The sequence below is a fragment of the Streptomyces albidoflavus genome (assembly GCF_000719955.1).
Classification (GTDB): domain Bacteria; phylum Actinomycetota; class Actinomycetes; order Streptomycetales; family Streptomycetaceae; genus Streptomyces; species Streptomyces albidoflavus.
In genome coordinates, this window is sequence record NZ_JOII01000009.1 from 70,030 (window position 1) to 85,467 (window position 15,438).

A 15,438-nucleotide genomic window follows, 5' to 3' on the forward strand; every position below is an offset into this window, starting at 1 on the left:
ACCGGTGCAGAGGCGGCGCGATGGTGGTGGAGGGGTCGATGACTCAGGGGGCCAGTCAGGGACCCACGGTGCGCACAGCGACACTGCGTGACTTCCGGGTACCCGCGTACGTCCAGCAGGCGGGGCCCCCGGCGGCCACCGCCCCGGTCGACGAAGAACCGCCGGACGGCTACACGCCGACCCAGCGGGACCTGCCGGTCATCAACCGGGGCGACACCGTGCAGGTGGCGGTGGCCCCGGAGGAGACCGCTCCGCGCCCCGCGAGCGAGGGCCTCGGGCCGCTCTACGCGGTGGGGGACGTCCACGGCTACCTCGACGAGCTGCTCGCCGCGCTCCAGGCGCAGGGGCTGGTCGACGCCGACGGCACCTGGTCGGCGGGGAACGCCCGGGTCTGGTTCCTGGGCGACTTCACCGACCGGGGCCCCGACGGCATCGGCGTGATCGAGCTGGTGATGCGCCTCTCCGCGGAGGCGGCCGCGGCCGGCGGGTACTGCAAGGCCCTGATGGGCAACCACGAACTGCTGCTGCTCGGCGCCAAGCGGTTCGGCGACACCCCGATCGACTCCGGCGCCGGCACCGCCACCTTCCAGGCCGCCTGGCTCCTCAACGGCGGGCAGAAGACCGACATGGAGCGGCTGGAGGACCACCACCTCCAGTGGATGTCCCGGCTGGACGCCATCGTCGAGGAGGACGACCACCTGCTCCTCCACTCGGACACCACGGCCTACCTGGACTACGGGGACTCGATCGAGGCGGTCAACGACACCGTCCACTCCATCCTCACCCGCAACGACGCCGACGAGTGCTGGGACCTCTTCCGCAAGTTCACCAAGCGGTTCGCCTTCCGCGACGAGGGCGCCTCGGCGGCCCGCGAACTCCTCGGCGTCTACGGCGGCCGCCGCGTCGTCCACGGCCACAGCCCCATCCCCTACCTGCTCGGCGAGTCCGGCTCCGAGGACGGCTCGCCCGACAGCGGCCCGCAGATCGACGGCCCGCACGTCTACGCCGACGGCCTCGCGGTCGCCCTCGACGGCGGCGTCACCATGGCGGGGAAGCTCCTGGTCAGCGGATTGCCCCTCGCCGACTGACCCCCGAGACCGGACCCCTCGCAGACGGCAGGCACACGGACGGGACAGCGTACGAGACGGCGCTGTCCCCTGTCCGAATTCCGCAAAGTCCCTGTCGTGGCGGGCCGTTGCCGCTCTACCATCGGGATATCCGTAGCAGGCTCTCCTCCGTTCCCACCGACCCGCCCGCGACGTCGCGAGCGGCGATGCCCTACGGACACCTCGGGGGATGCACATGAACAGCGCTCCGCACCTGCTGAACGAGGACCGTGCCGCGTACGAGCGGCTCCTCGACGAAGCCCTGCGCACCATCACCCACGACGAAGGCCACCAGCGAGCCACCCCGCCCGGCCGGCTCCCCGTCGCCGAACTGCGGCGGCTCGCCCTGGGAGGTACCGCCGCGATCACTGCGGCGGCCGCAACCGAGTACCGGCACCTGCTCTCCCTCCGCGAGGAGCTGGGAGAGACGACCACGGCCGGAGCCGCCACCGGCGACGACCCCGCCCCCGCTCCCGGTGGCACCGGACTCACCACCGCGGTGAGCCAGATGACCGAAGCCACCGGCGCGGGCGCCCTGGCCGTCCTGGCCGTCCTCGCCCCGCTCCTCGCGGGCACGGCGGCCCTGATATTCCTCCTCGTCGGCTACGGGCTGCGGATGCTGGACCCCGCGCCCGCCCTCGCGCAGACCCTGCTCACGACGGGCTGGGTGTTCGCCGCGTTCGCGGCGGCCGCCCTGCTCGCCGCCGGCCTGGCCCTTCTACTCACCGCCCTGCGGAACAAGGCGCTCTTCCCGGCGGCCCCGGTGCCGGCCGATCCGCTCCGCCTCGAGGTGCAGCAGGCCGCCGACGCCTGGGAACGGGCCCTCACCGAACGAGGGATCCTGCCCTTCCTCCGCACCACGCTGGCCGAGGCGGCGGCGTCGGGCCCCGAGCCGAGGCCCGGGAAAGCAGTGGAGCCCGCCGGTTCCACGCCGGCCGACGAGGCGGACCGTATGCCTCAACTCGGCTACGGACGGCCCGGATTCAGCAGCCCTTCGGAAAGCGGCCAGGACCGGCCCGCCCCCGACTCCCGTCCCTCCTACCAGAGCCCCCAGTTCAGCAGCCCCGACTTCAGCGGTCCTGACTTCGACGGGCCGGGGCACGAGTGAACGGCAGGGCGGCCGGGGCTCGGGCCCTGGCCGCCCGCTCGTCATGTTTCACGTGAAACGTCGCACGGGCTGACGTTTCACGTGAAACATCGGCTGTTGGGGTGTTTCACGTGAAACATCGTCTCGGCGGCGGGGCCCGTCAGTCCGCCAGCGGCAGGTAGACCCGGTTGCCGGATTCGGCGAACTCCTTGGACTTCTGGAGCATCCCGGCCTCGATCTCCTCCTGGGAGGCCCCGTCACCGGCCGAGTCCCCGAACCGGGTGGCGATGTCCTGGCTGATCTTCATGGAGCAGAACTTCGGGCCGCACATCGAGCAGAAGTGGGCCGTCTTCGCCGGTTCGGCCGGGAGCGTCTCGTCGTGGAACTCCCGGGCGGTGTCCGGGTCGAGCGCCAGGTTGAACTGGTCCTCCCAGCGGAACTCAAACCGCGCGTCCGAGAGCGCGTCGTCCCAGTCCTGCGCCCCCGGGTGTCCCTTGGCGAGATCCGCCGCGTGCGCCGCGATCTTGTAGGTGATCACGCCGGTCTTCACGTCGTCCCGGTTGGGCAGGCCGAGGTGCTCCTTGGGGGTGACGTAGCAGAGCATCGCCGTCCCCCACCAGCCGATCATCGCCGCGCCGATGCCCGAGGTGATGTGGTCGTAGGCGGGAGCGATGTCCGTGGTCAGCGGTCCGAGCGTGTAGAACGGCGCCTCCTCGCAGATCTCCTGCTGGAGGTCGATGTTCTCCTTGATCTTGTGCATGGGCACGTGTCCCGGGCCCTCGATCATGGTCTGCACGTGGTGCCGCTTGGCGATCGTGTTCAGCTCGCCGAGCGTCCGGAGTTCGGCGAACTGCGCCTCGTCGTTGGCGTCCGCGATGGAGCCGGGCCGCAGTCCGTCGCCGAGCGAGTAGGTGACGTCGTAGGCTGCGAGGATCTCGCAGAGTTCCTCGAAGTGCGTGTAGAGGAAGCTCTCCTGGTGGTGGGCGAGGCACCAGGCGGCCATGATCGAGCCGCCGCGCGAGACGATGCCGGTCTTGCGCCGGGCGGTCAGCGGCACGTAGGCGAGCCGGACACCGGCGTGCACCGTCATGTAGTCGACGCCCTGCTCGGCCTGCTCGATGACGGTGTCCTTGTAGACCTCCCAGGTCAGCTCCTCGGCCTTGCCGTCGACCTTCTCCAGGGCCTGGTAGAGCGGCACGGTCCCGATCGGCACGGGGGAGTTGCGCAGGACCCACTCGCGGGTGGTGTGGATGTTCCGGCCGGTCGAGAGGTCCATGACGGTGTCGGCACCCCAGCGGGTCGCCCAGGTCATCTTCTCCACCTCCTCCTCGATCGAGGAGGTGACGGCCGAGTTGCCGATATTGGCGTTGACCTTCACCAGGAACCGCTTGCCGATGATCATCGGCTCGGTCTCCGGGTGGTTGACGTTGGCCGGGAGCACGGCCCGGCCTGCCGCGATCTCGTCCCGGACGGTACGGGGGTCGAGGTTCTCCCGGATGGCCACGTACTCCATCTCCGGGGTCACCTCGCCGCGCCGCGCGTAGGCGAGTTGCGTGACCGCGCGGCCCGGGACGGCGCGGCGCGGCTTGCGGGGGCGGCCGGGGAAGACCGCGTCGAGGTTGCGGAGCCCACCGCGCGGGCTGGTGTGCTTGATCCCGTCGTCCTCGGGGCGGACGGGGCGCCCCGCGTACTCCTCGGTGTCCCCGCGAGCGGTGATCCAGTGGTCCCGCAGGGGCGTCAGACCCCGGCGGACATCGGTCTCCACCGCCGGATCGGTGTACGGGCCGGAGGTGTCGTACAGCGTGACGGCGTTTCCGTTGGTGAGGTGCACCTGGCGGACCGGCACGCGCAGATCGGGGCGGGAGCCCTCGATGTACGCCTTGTGCCAGCCGATGGACTTCCCGGCCTCGCTCTTCGGTGCGGAGGCAGGCGTGCGTGCGTCCTGTGTGGTCATGAGACCTACTCCCTACGCCGGCATTACCCGGTAACAGGTTCGGCGGTCGACGCAGCGATGTCCGCGATCCTGACCGGTGTTGACGACCGGTCGGCCGGCGGAGGTCAGCGCCCTCTCAGCCCGGTGCTCCGAGCTCCCGCGTGTACAAAGGTGGCTCCACGCTAACGCCCTGTCGGCCGTGCTGAACAGTGGGCCTCGCCGACTCTTGCGATGATCGACCCGTGACCTCGACGACGCCTCCGCCTCCGCCGCCCCCGCAGCCCCCCTCGGGCGGTCCGCCGTCCGGACCCGGCGGCCACGGCGGTGAACCGCCGACGGGCGGCCACGGCCACTCCCACAGCCATGGCCCGGCCGCCCCCGTCTCCCAGCACCTGCGCAAGGTGATCGCGGCTGTCCTGATCCCCTTCGCCGCCGCTGTCGTGGTCGGGCTGCTCGTCCTGTGGCCGGGGGGCGCCCCGTCGCACGAGCGGACCGGTGTCGGCATGGACCGGCAGACGGAGCAGGGGTCGGTCACCAAGGTGGACCAGGTGGACTGCGCCGACGTGAACGTCTCCCAGCCGCCTCCCAACGGCGACACCTCCACCCCCGAGGGCCGCTCGGCACAGGAGCAGGCGACCGGGAAGTGCGAGAAGGCGACCGTCGAGGTGACCTCCGGTCCGCACGCGGGCCGGACCTTCACCGAGATCGTCCAGCCGGACGCCTCCCGCAAGCTCCACCAGGGCCAGGGCGTGGTGGTCGCCTACGCCCCGGACGCGCCGGAGGAACTCCAGTACTCCGTCACCGACGTCGACCGGAAGTTCCCGCTGGCCCTGCTCGCCGCGATCTTCGCGGTGGCGGTGGTGCTGGTCGGCCGGATGCGGGGGCTGATGGCGCTGGTCGCCCTCGCCGCGAGCTTCGCGCTGCTCACCCTGTTCATCCTGCCGGCGATCCTCCAGGGCTCGAACCCGCTGGTGGTCGCGGTGGTGGGGGCCAGTGCCATCATGCTCATCGCCCTCTACCTCTGCCACGGGCTGACGGCGAGAACCTCGGTGGCGGTGCTCGGCACGCTCGTCTCCCTCCTGCTGATCGGCCTGCTCGGTTCGATCTTCATCGGCTGGGCGGCGCTGACCGGCAACACCGACGACAACACCGGGCTGATCCACGGTCTCTACCCGGAGATCGACATGAGCGGCCTGCTGCTGGCGGGCGTGATCATCGGTTCCCTGGGTGTCCTGGACGACGTGACGGTCACGCAGACCTCGGCGGTGTGGGAGCTGCACCAGGCGGACCCGACGATGGGCTGGCGCAAGCTCTACCGGGCCGGTATCCGGATCGGCCGGGACCACATCGCCTCGGTGGTGAACACCCTGGTGCTGGCGTACGCGGGTGCGGCCCTGCCGCTGCTGCTGCTCTTCTCCATCGCGCAGAGCAGCGTGGGCATGGTCGCCAACAGCGAGCTGGTGGCGGAGGAGATCGTGCGGACGCTGGTGGGGTCGATCGGTCTGGTGGCCTCGGTCCCGGTGACGACGGCGCTGGCGGCACTGGTCGTGTCGGCGGACAAGGGCACGGGGGTGCGCGTGGGCGGCGCTCCCGCGGCGCGGGGCGGCAGGGGGCGCCGCAGGAAGCGCTGAGACCACGGTGGGCGCCGGCACGGGATGGGCCGGCGCCGCCTGTTCAGCCGGCGCTCTGCTCCTCGGCGAGGATGCGGTTGAGAGCGTCGTCGAGGTGGCTGTCGAAGTCGGCGTGTGCCCGCTCGCTGCCGAGCGGGACGAGCCGGTCGGTGCGGTCGAGGAAGGCGAGCAGCGGCGCCTTGCCGGCGCGGAAGAGCGCCTGCTCGGAGCCGACCTGGAGGGTGATGTGCACCTCCCTGGTGGCCGTCTGCCCCACCGGGCAGACCCGGACGTCGCCGTCGCCCGCGGCGTCCAGGACTCCCTCGACCAGCAGTTCACGCCCGAAGACCCAGGTGACCGGGGCGTCTCCGGGGAGGTGGAACGTCAGCCGCACCGCGTACGGATCGACTGTCTCGTACCGCAGCTCCACCGGGATGCGGAAGGCGAGCTCCTCGGAGACGAGGAAGCTCATCATGACCTCTGCCTGTACTGACTCGCGCATGGACTACCCCGCCAGTTGCCGCCATGTGGCCGAAATCCGTCCCGGCCCTTCATGGCATCTTGCAGAACGCCATCATTGGATCACAAGGAGTGAGTTTTCAGATGCTGATAGAGAACCGGAGCCGCCGCATAATGCTGCCGACGTCCCGGTGCAGCAGCTGTGTGGTGACCCTCAGGCGTTCCGCCTGAGCGGCGGGCAGGGAGACAGCGAGAACGGCGGCGGTGGACCCGACGGTGATCGGCACCGCCGCGCAGGCCACACCGAGCGCGTACTGCTGGTACTCGACAACCGGCTGCATACGCTCGGCCGCGGCCAGCCGGCGCAGCAGACGCTGGCTGTCCGGGACCGAGTACGGGGTGAGCGGCCGGACCGGGTGCCGGGAGAGATGGTCCCGGCGGCCTTCCTCGTCGAGCTGCGACAGGAGGCACTGGCCGATGGCGTGGGCATGGGCCGTCTCGCGGAAGTCGGCCCATTCTGCGACGGCGGGATTCCCGGGCGTGTCCGCCGTCGCCACGAGGTCGACCTCGCCGTCCCGGTACAGGGCGAAGTAGACGGGTGCGCCCAGACGTTCGTGCCAGTGGCGCAGGACGTCGTCGATGAGGTGGCGGCGGCTCTGCTGGGCGTGCGCATCGTCGAGGCGGCCCACGGCGGGCCCCAGCACGTAGACCCCGTCGACCCGGCGCAGGTACCGCTCGTGGGTGAGGGTGCGCAGCAAGTGGTAGGCGGTGGGCAGGGCGACGCCCGCCTCCCGGGCCAACTGCTTGGCGGGAGCGCCGCCTTCGTGGAGGGCCGCCGCCTCCAGCAGCCGCAGCGCCCGCTGGACGGAGCCGATGAGCGTGGGCGCGGCATGGCCGTCGTCCTGATGTGAACCCGTGGACCAGTGATCCGGTCGGTCCGCGGGCGTGGCGTGGGCCATGGCCTGGTCACCCCCGGAAAGCATGTGCCCCGGGCGCGGCCGCCCGGAGCGGTGCGAAGGCGGGGCCTTCGCGCCGGATTCCGGACTGTAGTGCGTGGCCTGGCGGCGGGTTCGCTGCTTGGGGAGGCGTTCCCCCGGGTGGACGAACCGCCGCGCCTCTGTGCTGGCTGCTACCAGCTGCCCCGGTCCGACGAGGGGAAGAACTTCCGGACCACGTAGATGAGTCCGCCGACGAGGGCGACGAAGACCAGGATCTTGAAGAGGAGCCCGACGACGAAGCCGACGACGGAGGCGATGAGCCCGCCGAAGATGAAGAGGGCGAGGACCGGGATCGCGATCCACTTCACCCACCACGGGAGTCCGATGAATACCTCGCGTGCGCCCATGACCTGTCCCCTCTCTGCCTGTCGCGCCCGGGTGGCGCGGCCGACGGTGCGGCCCGGGCCCGGGTGGGCCCTCGCGCTGCCGTGTCGTCTTCGATGCTAGGCGGGCGGCGGGCACGACGGGCCGCCTGGACCCCCCGTCTCTCCCTGACCCTCCCCCTAGGGAACCACCGGGGTGGCGCCAGGGTTCCCGCCCGCGCCCCCGGTCAGCCCTCCGGCGGGGAGAAGACCACCATCACCCGCAGGTCCTCGCTGATGTGGTGGAACTTGTGCGGCGTCCCGGCCGGTACGTAGACGACGCTGCCGCGCGCCACCTCGGTGGTCTCCTCGCCGACCGTGATGGCCGCCCGGCCGCTGACGACGAGGTACACCTCGTCCTGCCGGTGCGGCTGCTGCGGGTCGAGCTGGCCGGCGTCGAGGGCGTACAGGCCCACGGACATGTTCCGCTCACGCAGGAACTGGAGGTAGGCGCCGTCGTTGGCGGCGCGCTCCGCCTCCAGTTCGTCGAGCCGGAAAGCCTTCATCAGCCGGTGGCCTCTCTGTTCGGTTCTCGCTGTGCGCCTTCGGTCCGGCCCGCTGCCCGACCGGCCGTGCGAGTGGACACCCGGCCGGCGCCGATCTTGTCTGTCACGATCAGACACATGACCAATTTCCTAGTCAAGACGCTGGCCAACGCGGCTGCCCTTCTGGTGGCCGTGTGGCTGCTCAACGACATCACCCTCACCGGCGACAGCACCGGCAACAAGGCGCTCACGCTCATTGTCGTCGCCCTGATCTTCGGGCTGGTCAACTTCCTGGTGAAGCCGGTGGTGAAGGTCCTGACCTTCCCGCTCTTCGTGCTCACCCTCGGCCTGATCACGCTGGTGGTCAACGCGCTGATGCTGATGCTGACCTCCTGGCTGGCGGGCCAGTTCGACCTGAGTTTCCACGTCGACGGCTTCTGGACCGCTGTCCTGGGTGGCCTGATCATTTCGGTGGTCTCCTGGGCTCTCAACGTGGCCCTGCCCGACCGCAAGGACTGACGGCTCCGACACGCTCCGCCTGGGCGGGCCGTCCGCACGGCCCGCCCGCCGAGCCCGTCTGTCCAGGTCGTGGACGTGTGGTGCGGCGCCGGGAGAGCGTGTCCGATGCTGTGGGCGGGCGGCCCTCCGGTCGGCGTCCGCCCCGACGGGGGCCCGAACGACGCGAGAAAGGCGGCCACGATGACGGGCGAAGGTACGAGGGCGGTACGAGCGGGGCTGCCCGAAGCGGTCAAGAACGAGCCAACGCTTCCCGGGCCGGTCTTCGCCGCCCACTTCCACCTGCCCGGTGACGTGAGCGGGCCCTACTCCTACGGCCGGGACTCCAACCCGACCTGGAGCCATCTGGAACGCGCCATCGCCGAGCTGGAGGCACCGGGCGAGGAGGCGCACACGCTGGTCTTCGCCTCCGGCATGGCGGCCATCTCGGCCGTGCTCTTCTCCCAGGTCGGCACCGGCGACGTGGTGGTCCTGCCGGACGACGGCTACCAGGCCCTGCCGCTGGTCCGCGAGCAGCTGACCGCCTTCGGTGTGGAGGTCCGCACCGCCCCGACCGGCGGTGACGCCCAGCTGGAGGTCCTGGAGGGCGCCAAGCTGCTGTGGATCGAGACGCCGTCCAACCCCGGCCTCGACGTGTGCGACATCCGCCGTCTCGTGGAGGCCGCCCACGCCCAGGGGACGCTGGTCGCGGTGGACAACACCCTGGCGACCCCGCTCGGCCAGCGGCCGCTGGAGCTGGGCGCGGACTTCGCGGTGGCCTCGGACACCAAGGGCATGACCGGCCACGGCGACATCCTGCTGGGCCACGTGACCTGCCGCGACGCCGAGCTGGCCGCCGGTGTCCAGCGCTGGCGGAAGATCGTGGGCGCGATCCCGGGCCCGATGGAGGCGTGGCTCGCCCACCGCTCCCTCGCCACGCTGCAGCTCCGCGTCGAGCGCCAGACCGCCAACGCCCTGGCGCTGGCCGAGGCGCTCCGGGCCCGTGCCGAGGTGACGGGGCTGCGCTACCCGGGGCTGCCCGACGACCCCTCGCACGCGGTCGCCGCCCGGCAGATGCGGCGCTTCGGCTCGGTCGTCTCCTTCGATCTCGGGACGAGGGAGCGGGCGGAACGATTCCTGGCCGCACTGCGGCTGGTCGAGGACGCGACCAGCTTCGGCAGCGTGCGCTCGACCGCCGAGCGGCGGGGCCGCTGGGGCGGGGACGCCGTCGGCGAGGGATTCGTCCGCTTCTCCGTCGGGGCGGAGGACGCCGAGGACCTTCTCGCGGACGTGACGCGCGCCCTCGACCTCTCCCTCGACGGCGCCTGAGCCGGCCGCACGGGAACCCCCGCACACGGACGGCCCGAGCCTCCCCCCTCGTGGCTCGGGCCGTCCCGGCTCCGGTACTGAAGAGCCGCTCTGTCCAGGCTAGTTGACCCTGCGTCAGTGTCCAATCACTGTGGCAGCAGCGACCTATCGACATATTTATCGTTGAACTGCGAGTGACGGCCTGCGACGAAGGGGTTGAGGGCGTGGATCTGGCGCTGCTGCGTACGTTCGTCACGGTCCACCGAGCCGGGTCCTTCACCCGCGCCGCCGCCCTGCTCGGCCTCTCCCAGCCGGCGGTCACCTCGCAGATACGCACCCTGGAGCGCCAGCTCGGCCGCCCGCTCTTCCTCCGCAAGGCCCGTGGCGTGACGCCCACCTCGGTCGGCGACGAGCTGGCCCACCGGGCGGCGCCCCATCTGGACGCCCTGGTGGAGATCGCCGAGGGCGGCCTGGAGGTGGAGGCGCCGCTACGCACCCTGCACCTGGCGGGCCCGCCCGAGTTCATGGCGGAACGCGTCCTGCCGGCTCTCGTCGGGATGACGGGGTCGGAGGGGCCGGCGGTCCGGCTCCGCACCTCCTTCGGCTCCACGGACGACGTCCTCGAAGGGCTCGCCGCCGGGCACCACGATCTGGCGGTCGCCACCCGCCGCCCGCGCGGCACCCTGCTCAGCGCCGGAACGCTCTGCGACGAGGAGCACCTCCTGGTGGCGGGAGCGCGCTGGGCCGGGCGGTTCGCCCCCGGTGCCGTCCGGCGTGGCGGGGCCGAGGCGCTCGCCAAGGTGCCCGTCGTCGACGTGCACGAGTCCCTCCCCTTCGCCCGGCGCTACTGGACCACCGTCTTCGACGCGCCTCCTCCCGAGCACGCCGCTCTGGTCGCCCCCGACCTGCGGGCCGTCCTGTCGTGCGTCGTCTCGGGCGCAGGACTGGCCGTCCTGCCCCGGTACCTCTGCGAGGACGCCCTGCTCCGGGGCGAGCTGGTCACGCTGCTGGAGCCGCCGGTCCCTCCCCTGCGGACCTACTTCGTCGCCGTACGGGCCGGTACGCAGGCTCTGCCGCACATCGCGACGGCCCACGAGTGGCTGCTGCGGGCCGCCGTCGCCTGGGGGTGAGCCCCGGCGATGTTTCACGTGGAACATGTGGGGCCAGATTTCCCCCATGACCGTTCGCTCCGTGGTCAAGCGCACCGCCCGCGCCGTCCTGCTCGACGGCGACCAGCTCGTCCTGATCAAGCGCACCAAGCCCGGCGTCGATCCGTACTGGGTGACTCCGGGCGGCGGGGTCGAGCCTGAGGACAGCAGTGTCGTCGCCGCGCTCCACCGCGAGGTCCTGGAGGAGCTGGGTGCCAAGATCACTGATGTCGTCCCCTGCTTCGTCGACACCGTCGAGCACATCGGTGAGGACGCCGAGACCACCGGCGTGAAGGTGCAGCACTTCTTCGTCTGCCGCCTCGGCTCCATGGACCCGGCTCTGCGCCACGGCCCGGAGATCGAGGAACCCTGCGGGGAGTACGAGATCGTGCGCATCCCGTTCACCCGCCTCGGCATCGCCTCGGTCCACATGGTCCCGCTGTCGCTGCGGCACTATCTGGACGGCAACATCGAGGGCGTCCAGGCGCTGCTCGCCCCTGATCTCGGCTGAGCGGGAGCGGGCCCGCCCCCGATGTTTCACGTGAAACACAGCACATCCCGGCCGGGCCCGAGGCGCGAGGCTCTCTGCACTTCGCCCATGAGCTGCACGGATGTCTGCCGGAGGCCGCGCTCCGGCCGCCTTGGAAGTGCTCGCTCCACGGCTGAAAAGACGGTGGACGGGAGGGACCCCCGTCGGTCAACCTGGGCCGCGTGTCGACACCTGCGCTCTCCGCTCTACCGGTTCGCCCGCTCACCCTCCGGGACCTCCCGGCCTGCACGAGCCTCGCGTACGACCGGGGGTGGTCCCCGGAGGAGCACAAGTGGCGGCTGCTGCTCGCGGCCGGGCACGGGGTCGGCGTGGACGCCCCGGACGGACGCGGGCTGCTGGGCGCCTGCACCCTGACCGACTTCGGCCCGCACGAGGCCCCGGCCTTCACCGCGATCGGCATGATGCTGATCGCCGACCGGTACGCGGGGCGGGGCTTCGGCCGCCGCCTCCTGGAGCACGTGGTCCAGTACAGCGAACGGGTGCCGCTCACCCTCTACGCCTCCGGGAGCCTGCTCCCGCTCGCCCGGAAGCTCGGCTTCACCTCGGTCGGCCGCGCGGCCGCTGCCACCGGCCGCCTCACCGGTCCGGCCACCTTCCCTGAAAGGGCCGGGCTCACCCTCTCTCCCGCGCGGGCAGGGGACCTCCCCCGCATCCTCCAGCTCGATGCCGAGGTGTTCGGGACCGACCGCACACCCCTGATCGCCCGGCTCCCGGCCTTCGCCGACCGCTTCCTGGTGGCAGAGGGGGACGGGGAGCTGACGGGCTTCGCGGCACGCTGGCCGAACACCGCGACCGAGGTCGTCGGCCCGCTCGTCGCCCGCGACACCCGCACCGCCCAGGCCCTGATCACGGGCCTGGCCGAGGGAAGCACCCGTCCGCTCCGGGTGGATGTCGACGTTCGGCACACCGCACTGCTGGAGTGGCTGGGCGAGCGCGGGATGCCGGTGGTCGCCACCAGCGAGCTGATGACCCGCGCCCTGCCCGGCCTGCCCGGCGACTGGACCAGGCGGTTCGCTCCCCTCACCGTGGCCGCGGCCTGAGAGCGCCCGGCCGGCGCGGGAACATGTGATTGCAGGCGCGCGTTACATGCATACGCCTGATATTGCGCGCATGTCTTAAGCTGGACGGCACCCGGGCTTTCGGCGCCCGCCGGGATGAGCCGAGGGGCACCGACAAGGAGGAGCGAGGACCCATGACCGCCACGGACCCCGCACTGACCGCACTCGCCCAGAGCTGGTGCGCACTGTCCCTGCTGCACGGCCGCATCGAGACGCACGTGGAGCGGGCCCTCCAGTCCGGGCACGGGCTCAGCACCCGCGAGTATTCCCTGCTGGACGTCCTCAGCCGGCAGCACGACGGCGAGGGCGGCCATCTGCAGATGAAGCAGGTCGCCGACGCCGTCGTCCTCAGCCAGAGCGCCACCACGCGCCTGGTGAGCCGCCTGGAGGACCGCGGCCTCCTCTCCCGCTACCTCTGCCCCACCGACCGGCGCGGCATCTACACCGACGTCACCCCGGCCGGAAGGGCCCTCCTCGACGAGGCCCGCCCCACCAACGACACCGCCCTGCGGGAAGCCCTTGACACCGCGGCCCAGAACCCCGAGCTCGCCCCGCTCGTCCAGGCCGTGGAGACCTTGCGCACCCCCGCCTGACTCCTCCTCGCCCTCCGGCGACCGCTGCCGGCCCGTCTACTGTGCCGCTCATGGATCATTCCCAAGACGCACCCCTGCCGGACAGCTCCCGGGGTTCCTCCGGCGAGACGCTCCTGATTCGCCGCGCGGAGGCCTCCGACGTGGCCGCCATCGTCGCCATGCTCGCCGACGACCCCCTCGGAGCCACCCGGGAGTCCCCGGACGACCTCACCCCGTACCTGGCCGCGCACACCCGGCTGGCGGCCGACCCGAACCAGCACCTCGTCGTCGCCGAGCGGGCCGGGAAGGTCGTCGGCACGCTTCAGCTGACCCTCATCCCGGGTCTCTCCCGCCGGGCCGCCACCCGGTCCCTGATCGAAGGGGTGCGCGTCCATGCGGACGAGCGGGGCAGCGGGCTCGGCACCCTGCTCATCGAGTGGGCCGTCGAGACCTCACGCGCCGAGGGGTGCCAGCTCGTCCAGCTCACCTCCGACGCCACCCGCGAGGACGCCCACCGCTTCTACGAGCGCCTGGGCTTCGTCGCCTCCCACGTGGGGTTCAAGCTCCAGCTCTGAGCCGGAGCCGCTTCCTCTCGACGAGTGCCCCAACAGGCGGCTGACGAACGATGTTTCACGTGAAACACCACATGGGTCATGTTTCACGTGAAACATGACGGACCACCCCGCGCAGAGCGGGTGTTTCACGTGAAACATCCCGATCGAGGCAGCTCGGTCAGCCCAACTCCCCAGCCGCGCGCCAGCCCTTGGCGTCCACGCCACCAGGTACCACCGAATCCGGCGCATAGGGCTCCCGCGTGAAGACGAATGAGCCCAAGTCCAGGTGTGTCACCGTGCCTTCGGCATCTCGCACCGGGCGCAGGGTCTCCCCCAGGAAGTAGCCGTCCAGGCCCCGCCATCTCCCGTCACCGGCGGGAACGAAGCGTGCGGCCCGTCCGACTCCCTTCAGCGGTCGCAGCTCCACCCCGCCGTCCGCCCCGTAGTGCAGCCCGTAGGGCGTCACACCCCAGTACCAGGCACCCGCCAACTCCAGCACCTGCGGGTCGGCTTCGGCCATCGGGCGCCAGAGCCGGGGCATCGACGGCTCGGCCTCGGCCACGATGCCGATGAGTTCGGCGGCCAGGCTGCCGACGAGGGGACCGGAGGTGGTGTTGGCGAGGACCACGGCGGCCAGGCCCTCGTCCTCACGGGTCAGCAGGGCCGCGAGGTACCCGGGCAGCGAGCCCATGTGGCCGGTGAGCGTGGTCCCGCCGCCGACGCTCAGCACCTGTGTCCCGAGTCCGTAGGCGCTCTCCTGCGCCCCGGGCAGGCTCGGGGCGGCGGGCGTCCGCATCTCGCGCACCGACGCGGCACCGAGCACCGCGTCGTCGCCCTGGACCAGGAAGGCGGCGAAGCGGAGCAGGTCACGGGTGGTCGACCAGAGCTGGCCGGCCGGCGCCATCCGGCCCAGATCGTGGGCGGGCTCCGGGAGGAGGGTGTCGGCCCAGGGGTGCACCGCCCAGCCCTGCGCGTAGGGAGCCTGCGGCGCGTAGCTGGTGCGGGTCAGCCCCAGCGGCTCCAGCACCTCGGCGCGCAGCACCTTCTCCCACGGCTCGCCCCGTACTTCCTCGACCAGCGCACCGAGCAGGGTGTAGCCGGGGTTGGAGTAGTGGTGGACCCGGCCGACGGGGTGGCGGTGCGGTTCCTCGCCGAGCACGTCGGCCAACTCGGGACGCAGCGTGCCGGGGCTCCGCTCCCACCACTCGCCCGGGGCCTCGGCGGCGAGGCCACCCGTGTGGGAGAGCAGGTCCGCGACGGTGGCCCGGCCCGCGCCCGTACCGGGCAGATGCTTCTCCAGCGGGTCGGTCAGCTCCAGGAGCCCCTCGTCGCGGAGCCGCATGACCAGAACAGCCGTGAAGGTCTTGCTGATCGACCCGATCCGGTACTGGGTGTCGCCGTCGGCCTCGACCCCCTCCAGCGCCGAGAGGGCGCCTTCCCAGATCACCTCGCCGTCCCGTGTCACTCCGGCCACCAGCGACGGCACCCGGGACTCGCTCTGCGCCCTGGCGAGGCGGTGGCGCAGCGCCCGGCGGGTGGCGGGCAGGAGGCTGAGGTCTTCCGGGGTCTCATGAGTCGTCATGGCCCCACTCCACTCGTTCGGTCCGGCGAGGTCCAGCCCTTTTCCCGGTCACGTCAGGAGTGGCTCACCCGGCCGACGCGGGGCCCCGGCTGCTGTAGAGGACCTGGTCAGCTCCCCATCGCCCGAAACCA

Annotated in this window: 16 protein-coding genes; 10 read left to right on the forward strand and 6 right to left on the reverse strand. The window is 71.7% G+C overall.

Annotation, left to right across the window (positions count from 1 at the left end; genetic code table 11):
- Positions 1–20 precede the first annotated feature (20 nt).
- Positions 21–1,088: a metallophosphoesterase gene (locus tag IF45_RS0112895; protein ID WP_008408200.1), complete on the forward strand. Its 1,068-nt coding sequence runs from the start codon at positions 21–23 to the stop codon at positions 1,086–1,088.
- 208 nt (positions 1,089–1,296) lie between these two features.
- Positions 1,297–2,214 carry a hypothetical protein gene (locus tag IF45_RS0112900; RefSeq protein WP_030307478.1) on the forward strand — a complete coding sequence of 306 codons (918 nt, stop codon included), beginning with the start codon at positions 1,297–1,299 and terminating at the stop codon, positions 2,212–2,214.
- Between the two features lie 139 nt (positions 2,215–2,353).
- Here the strand turns inward: IF45_RS0112900 and thiC are convergent, their stop codons facing one another.
- Positions 2,354–4,147 carry a phosphomethylpyrimidine synthase ThiC gene (gene thiC, locus IF45_RS0112905; protein WP_030307479.1) on the reverse strand — a complete coding sequence of 598 codons (1,794 nt, stop codon included), beginning with the start codon at positions 4,145–4,147 and terminating at the stop codon, positions 2,354–2,356.
- A 221-nt stretch (positions 4,148–4,368) separates the two neighbouring features.
- Between thiC and IF45_RS0112910 the strand changes: the two genes are divergently transcribed.
- Positions 4,369–5,757: a YibE/F family protein gene (locus tag IF45_RS0112910; RefSeq protein ID WP_030307480.1), complete on the forward strand. Its 1,389-nt coding sequence runs from the start codon at positions 4,369–4,371 to the stop codon at positions 5,755–5,757.
- Between the two features lie 43 nt (positions 5,758–5,800).
- Here IF45_RS0112910 and IF45_RS0112915 read toward each other — a convergent pair whose 3' ends face one another.
- From IF45_RS0112915 to IF45_RS0112930, 4 genes are all read right to left on the reverse strand, one after another.
- Entirely contained in the window at positions 5,801–6,238 is a 438-nt protein-coding gene (locus IF45_RS0112915) for an SsgA family sporulation/cell division regulator (protein WP_008408208.1), read from the reverse strand.
- 97 nt (positions 6,239–6,335) lie between these two features.
- Positions 6,336–7,154: an IclR family transcriptional regulator gene (locus IF45_RS0112920; RefSeq protein WP_030307482.1), complete on the reverse strand. Its 819-nt coding sequence runs from the start codon at positions 7,152–7,154 to the stop codon at positions 6,336–6,338.
- A gap of 170 nt (positions 7,155–7,324) precedes the next feature.
- The gene (locus IF45_RS0112925) at positions 7,325–7,540 is read right to left on the reverse strand and encodes a DUF5326 family protein (protein WP_003949434.1); all 216 of its coding nucleotides are present in this window, start codon (positions 7,538–7,540) and stop codon (positions 7,325–7,327) included.
- Positions 7,541–7,743: 203 nt separating this feature from the next.
- Positions 7,744–8,061 carry a cupin domain-containing protein gene (locus IF45_RS0112930; protein ID WP_003949433.1) on the reverse strand — a complete coding sequence of 106 codons (318 nt, stop codon included), beginning with the start codon at positions 8,059–8,061 and terminating at the stop codon, positions 7,744–7,746.
- A 117-nt stretch (positions 8,062–8,178) separates the two neighbouring features.
- Between IF45_RS0112930 and IF45_RS0112935 the strand changes: the two genes are divergently transcribed.
- The 7 genes from IF45_RS0112935 to IF45_RS0112965 all read left to right on the forward strand — a co-directional run bounded on the left by IF45_RS0112935 (position 8,179) and on the right by IF45_RS0112965 (position 13,746).
- Positions 8,179–8,559 carry a phage holin family protein gene (locus IF45_RS0112935; protein ID WP_003949432.1) on the forward strand — a complete coding sequence of 127 codons (381 nt, stop codon included), beginning with the start codon at positions 8,179–8,181 and terminating at the stop codon, positions 8,557–8,559.
- Between the two features lie 180 nt (positions 8,560–8,739).
- A complete protein-coding gene (locus tag IF45_RS0112940; protein ID WP_030307484.1) occupies positions 8,740–9,864 on the forward strand; it encodes a cystathionine gamma-lyase in 1,125 nt (374 codons plus the stop codon).
- A 203-nt stretch (positions 9,865–10,067) separates the two neighbouring features.
- Positions 10,068–10,973, forward strand: coding sequence for a LysR family transcriptional regulator (locus IF45_RS0112945; protein ID WP_030307485.1), 906 nt, complete (start codon positions 10,068–10,070; stop codon positions 10,971–10,973).
- A 46-nt stretch (positions 10,974–11,019) separates the two neighbouring features.
- The gene (locus IF45_RS0112950; protein WP_003949429.1) at positions 11,020–11,502 is read left to right on the forward strand and encodes an NUDIX domain-containing protein; all 483 of its coding nucleotides are present in this window, start codon (positions 11,020–11,022) and stop codon (positions 11,500–11,502) included.
- A 200-nt stretch (positions 11,503–11,702) separates the two neighbouring features.
- Positions 11,703–12,581 carry a GNAT family N-acetyltransferase gene (locus tag IF45_RS0112955; protein WP_030307487.1) on the forward strand — a complete coding sequence of 293 codons (879 nt, stop codon included), beginning with the start codon at positions 11,703–11,705 and terminating at the stop codon, positions 12,579–12,581.
- Between the two features lie 152 nt (positions 12,582–12,733).
- Positions 12,734–13,192 (forward strand): MarR family winged helix-turn-helix transcriptional regulator, encoded by a 459-nt coding sequence (locus tag IF45_RS0112960; protein ID WP_003949427.1) that lies wholly within the window; start codon positions 12,734–12,736, stop codon positions 13,190–13,192.
- A gap of 50 nt (positions 13,193–13,242) precedes the next feature.
- Positions 13,243–13,746, forward strand: a complete 504-nt coding sequence (locus IF45_RS0112965; protein WP_051720693.1) for a GNAT family N-acetyltransferase — start codon at positions 13,243–13,245, stop codon at positions 13,744–13,746.
- Between the two features lie 157 nt (positions 13,747–13,903).
- Here the strand turns inward: IF45_RS0112965 and IF45_RS0112970 are convergent, their stop codons facing one another.
- A complete protein-coding gene (locus IF45_RS0112970; protein WP_030307489.1) occupies positions 13,904–15,307 on the reverse strand; it encodes a serine hydrolase domain-containing protein in 1,404 nt (467 codons plus the stop codon).
- Between the last annotated feature and the right edge of the window lie 131 nt (positions 15,308–15,438).

Coding starts and splice junctions, on each gene's coding strand:
- IF45_RS0112895 (WP_008408200.1), top strand. CDS start 21: ATGGTGGTGGAGGGGTCGATGACTCAGGGGGCCAGTCAGGGACCCACG.
- IF45_RS0112900 (WP_030307478.1), top strand. CDS start 1,297: ATGCACATGAACAGCGCTCCGCACCTGCTGAACGAGGACCGTGCCGCG.
- thiC (WP_030307479.1), bottom strand. CDS start 4,147: ATGACCACACAGGACGCACGCACGCCTGCCTCCGCACCGAAGAGCGAG.
- IF45_RS0112915 (WP_008408208.1), bottom strand. CDS start 6,238: ATGCGCGAGTCAGTACAGGCAGAGGTCATGATGAGCTTCCTCGTCTCC.
- IF45_RS0112920 (WP_030307482.1), bottom strand. CDS start 7,154: ATGGCCCACGCCACGCCCGCGGACCGACCGGATCACTGGTCCACGGGT.
- IF45_RS0112925 (WP_003949434.1), bottom strand. CDS start 7,540: ATGGGCGCACGCGAGGTATTCATCGGACTCCCGTGGTGGGTGAAGTGG.
- IF45_RS0112930 (WP_003949433.1), bottom strand. CDS start 8,061: ATGAAGGCTTTCCGGCTCGACGAACTGGAGGCGGAGCGCGCCGCCAAC.
- IF45_RS0112935 (WP_003949432.1), top strand. CDS start 8,179: ATGACCAATTTCCTAGTCAAGACGCTGGCCAACGCGGCTGCCCTTCTG.
- IF45_RS0112940 (WP_030307484.1), top strand. CDS start 8,740: ATGACGGGCGAAGGTACGAGGGCGGTACGAGCGGGGCTGCCCGAAGCG.
- IF45_RS0112950 (WP_003949429.1), top strand. CDS start 11,020: ATGACCGTTCGCTCCGTGGTCAAGCGCACCGCCCGCGCCGTCCTGCTC.
- IF45_RS0112960 (WP_003949427.1), top strand. CDS start 12,734: ATGACCGCCACGGACCCCGCACTGACCGCACTCGCCCAGAGCTGGTGC.
- IF45_RS0112965 (WP_051720693.1), top strand. CDS start 13,243: ATGGATCATTCCCAAGACGCACCCCTGCCGGACAGCTCCCGGGGTTCC.
- IF45_RS0112970 (WP_030307489.1), bottom strand. CDS start 15,307: ATGACGACTCATGAGACCCCGGAAGACCTCAGCCTCCTGCCCGCCACC.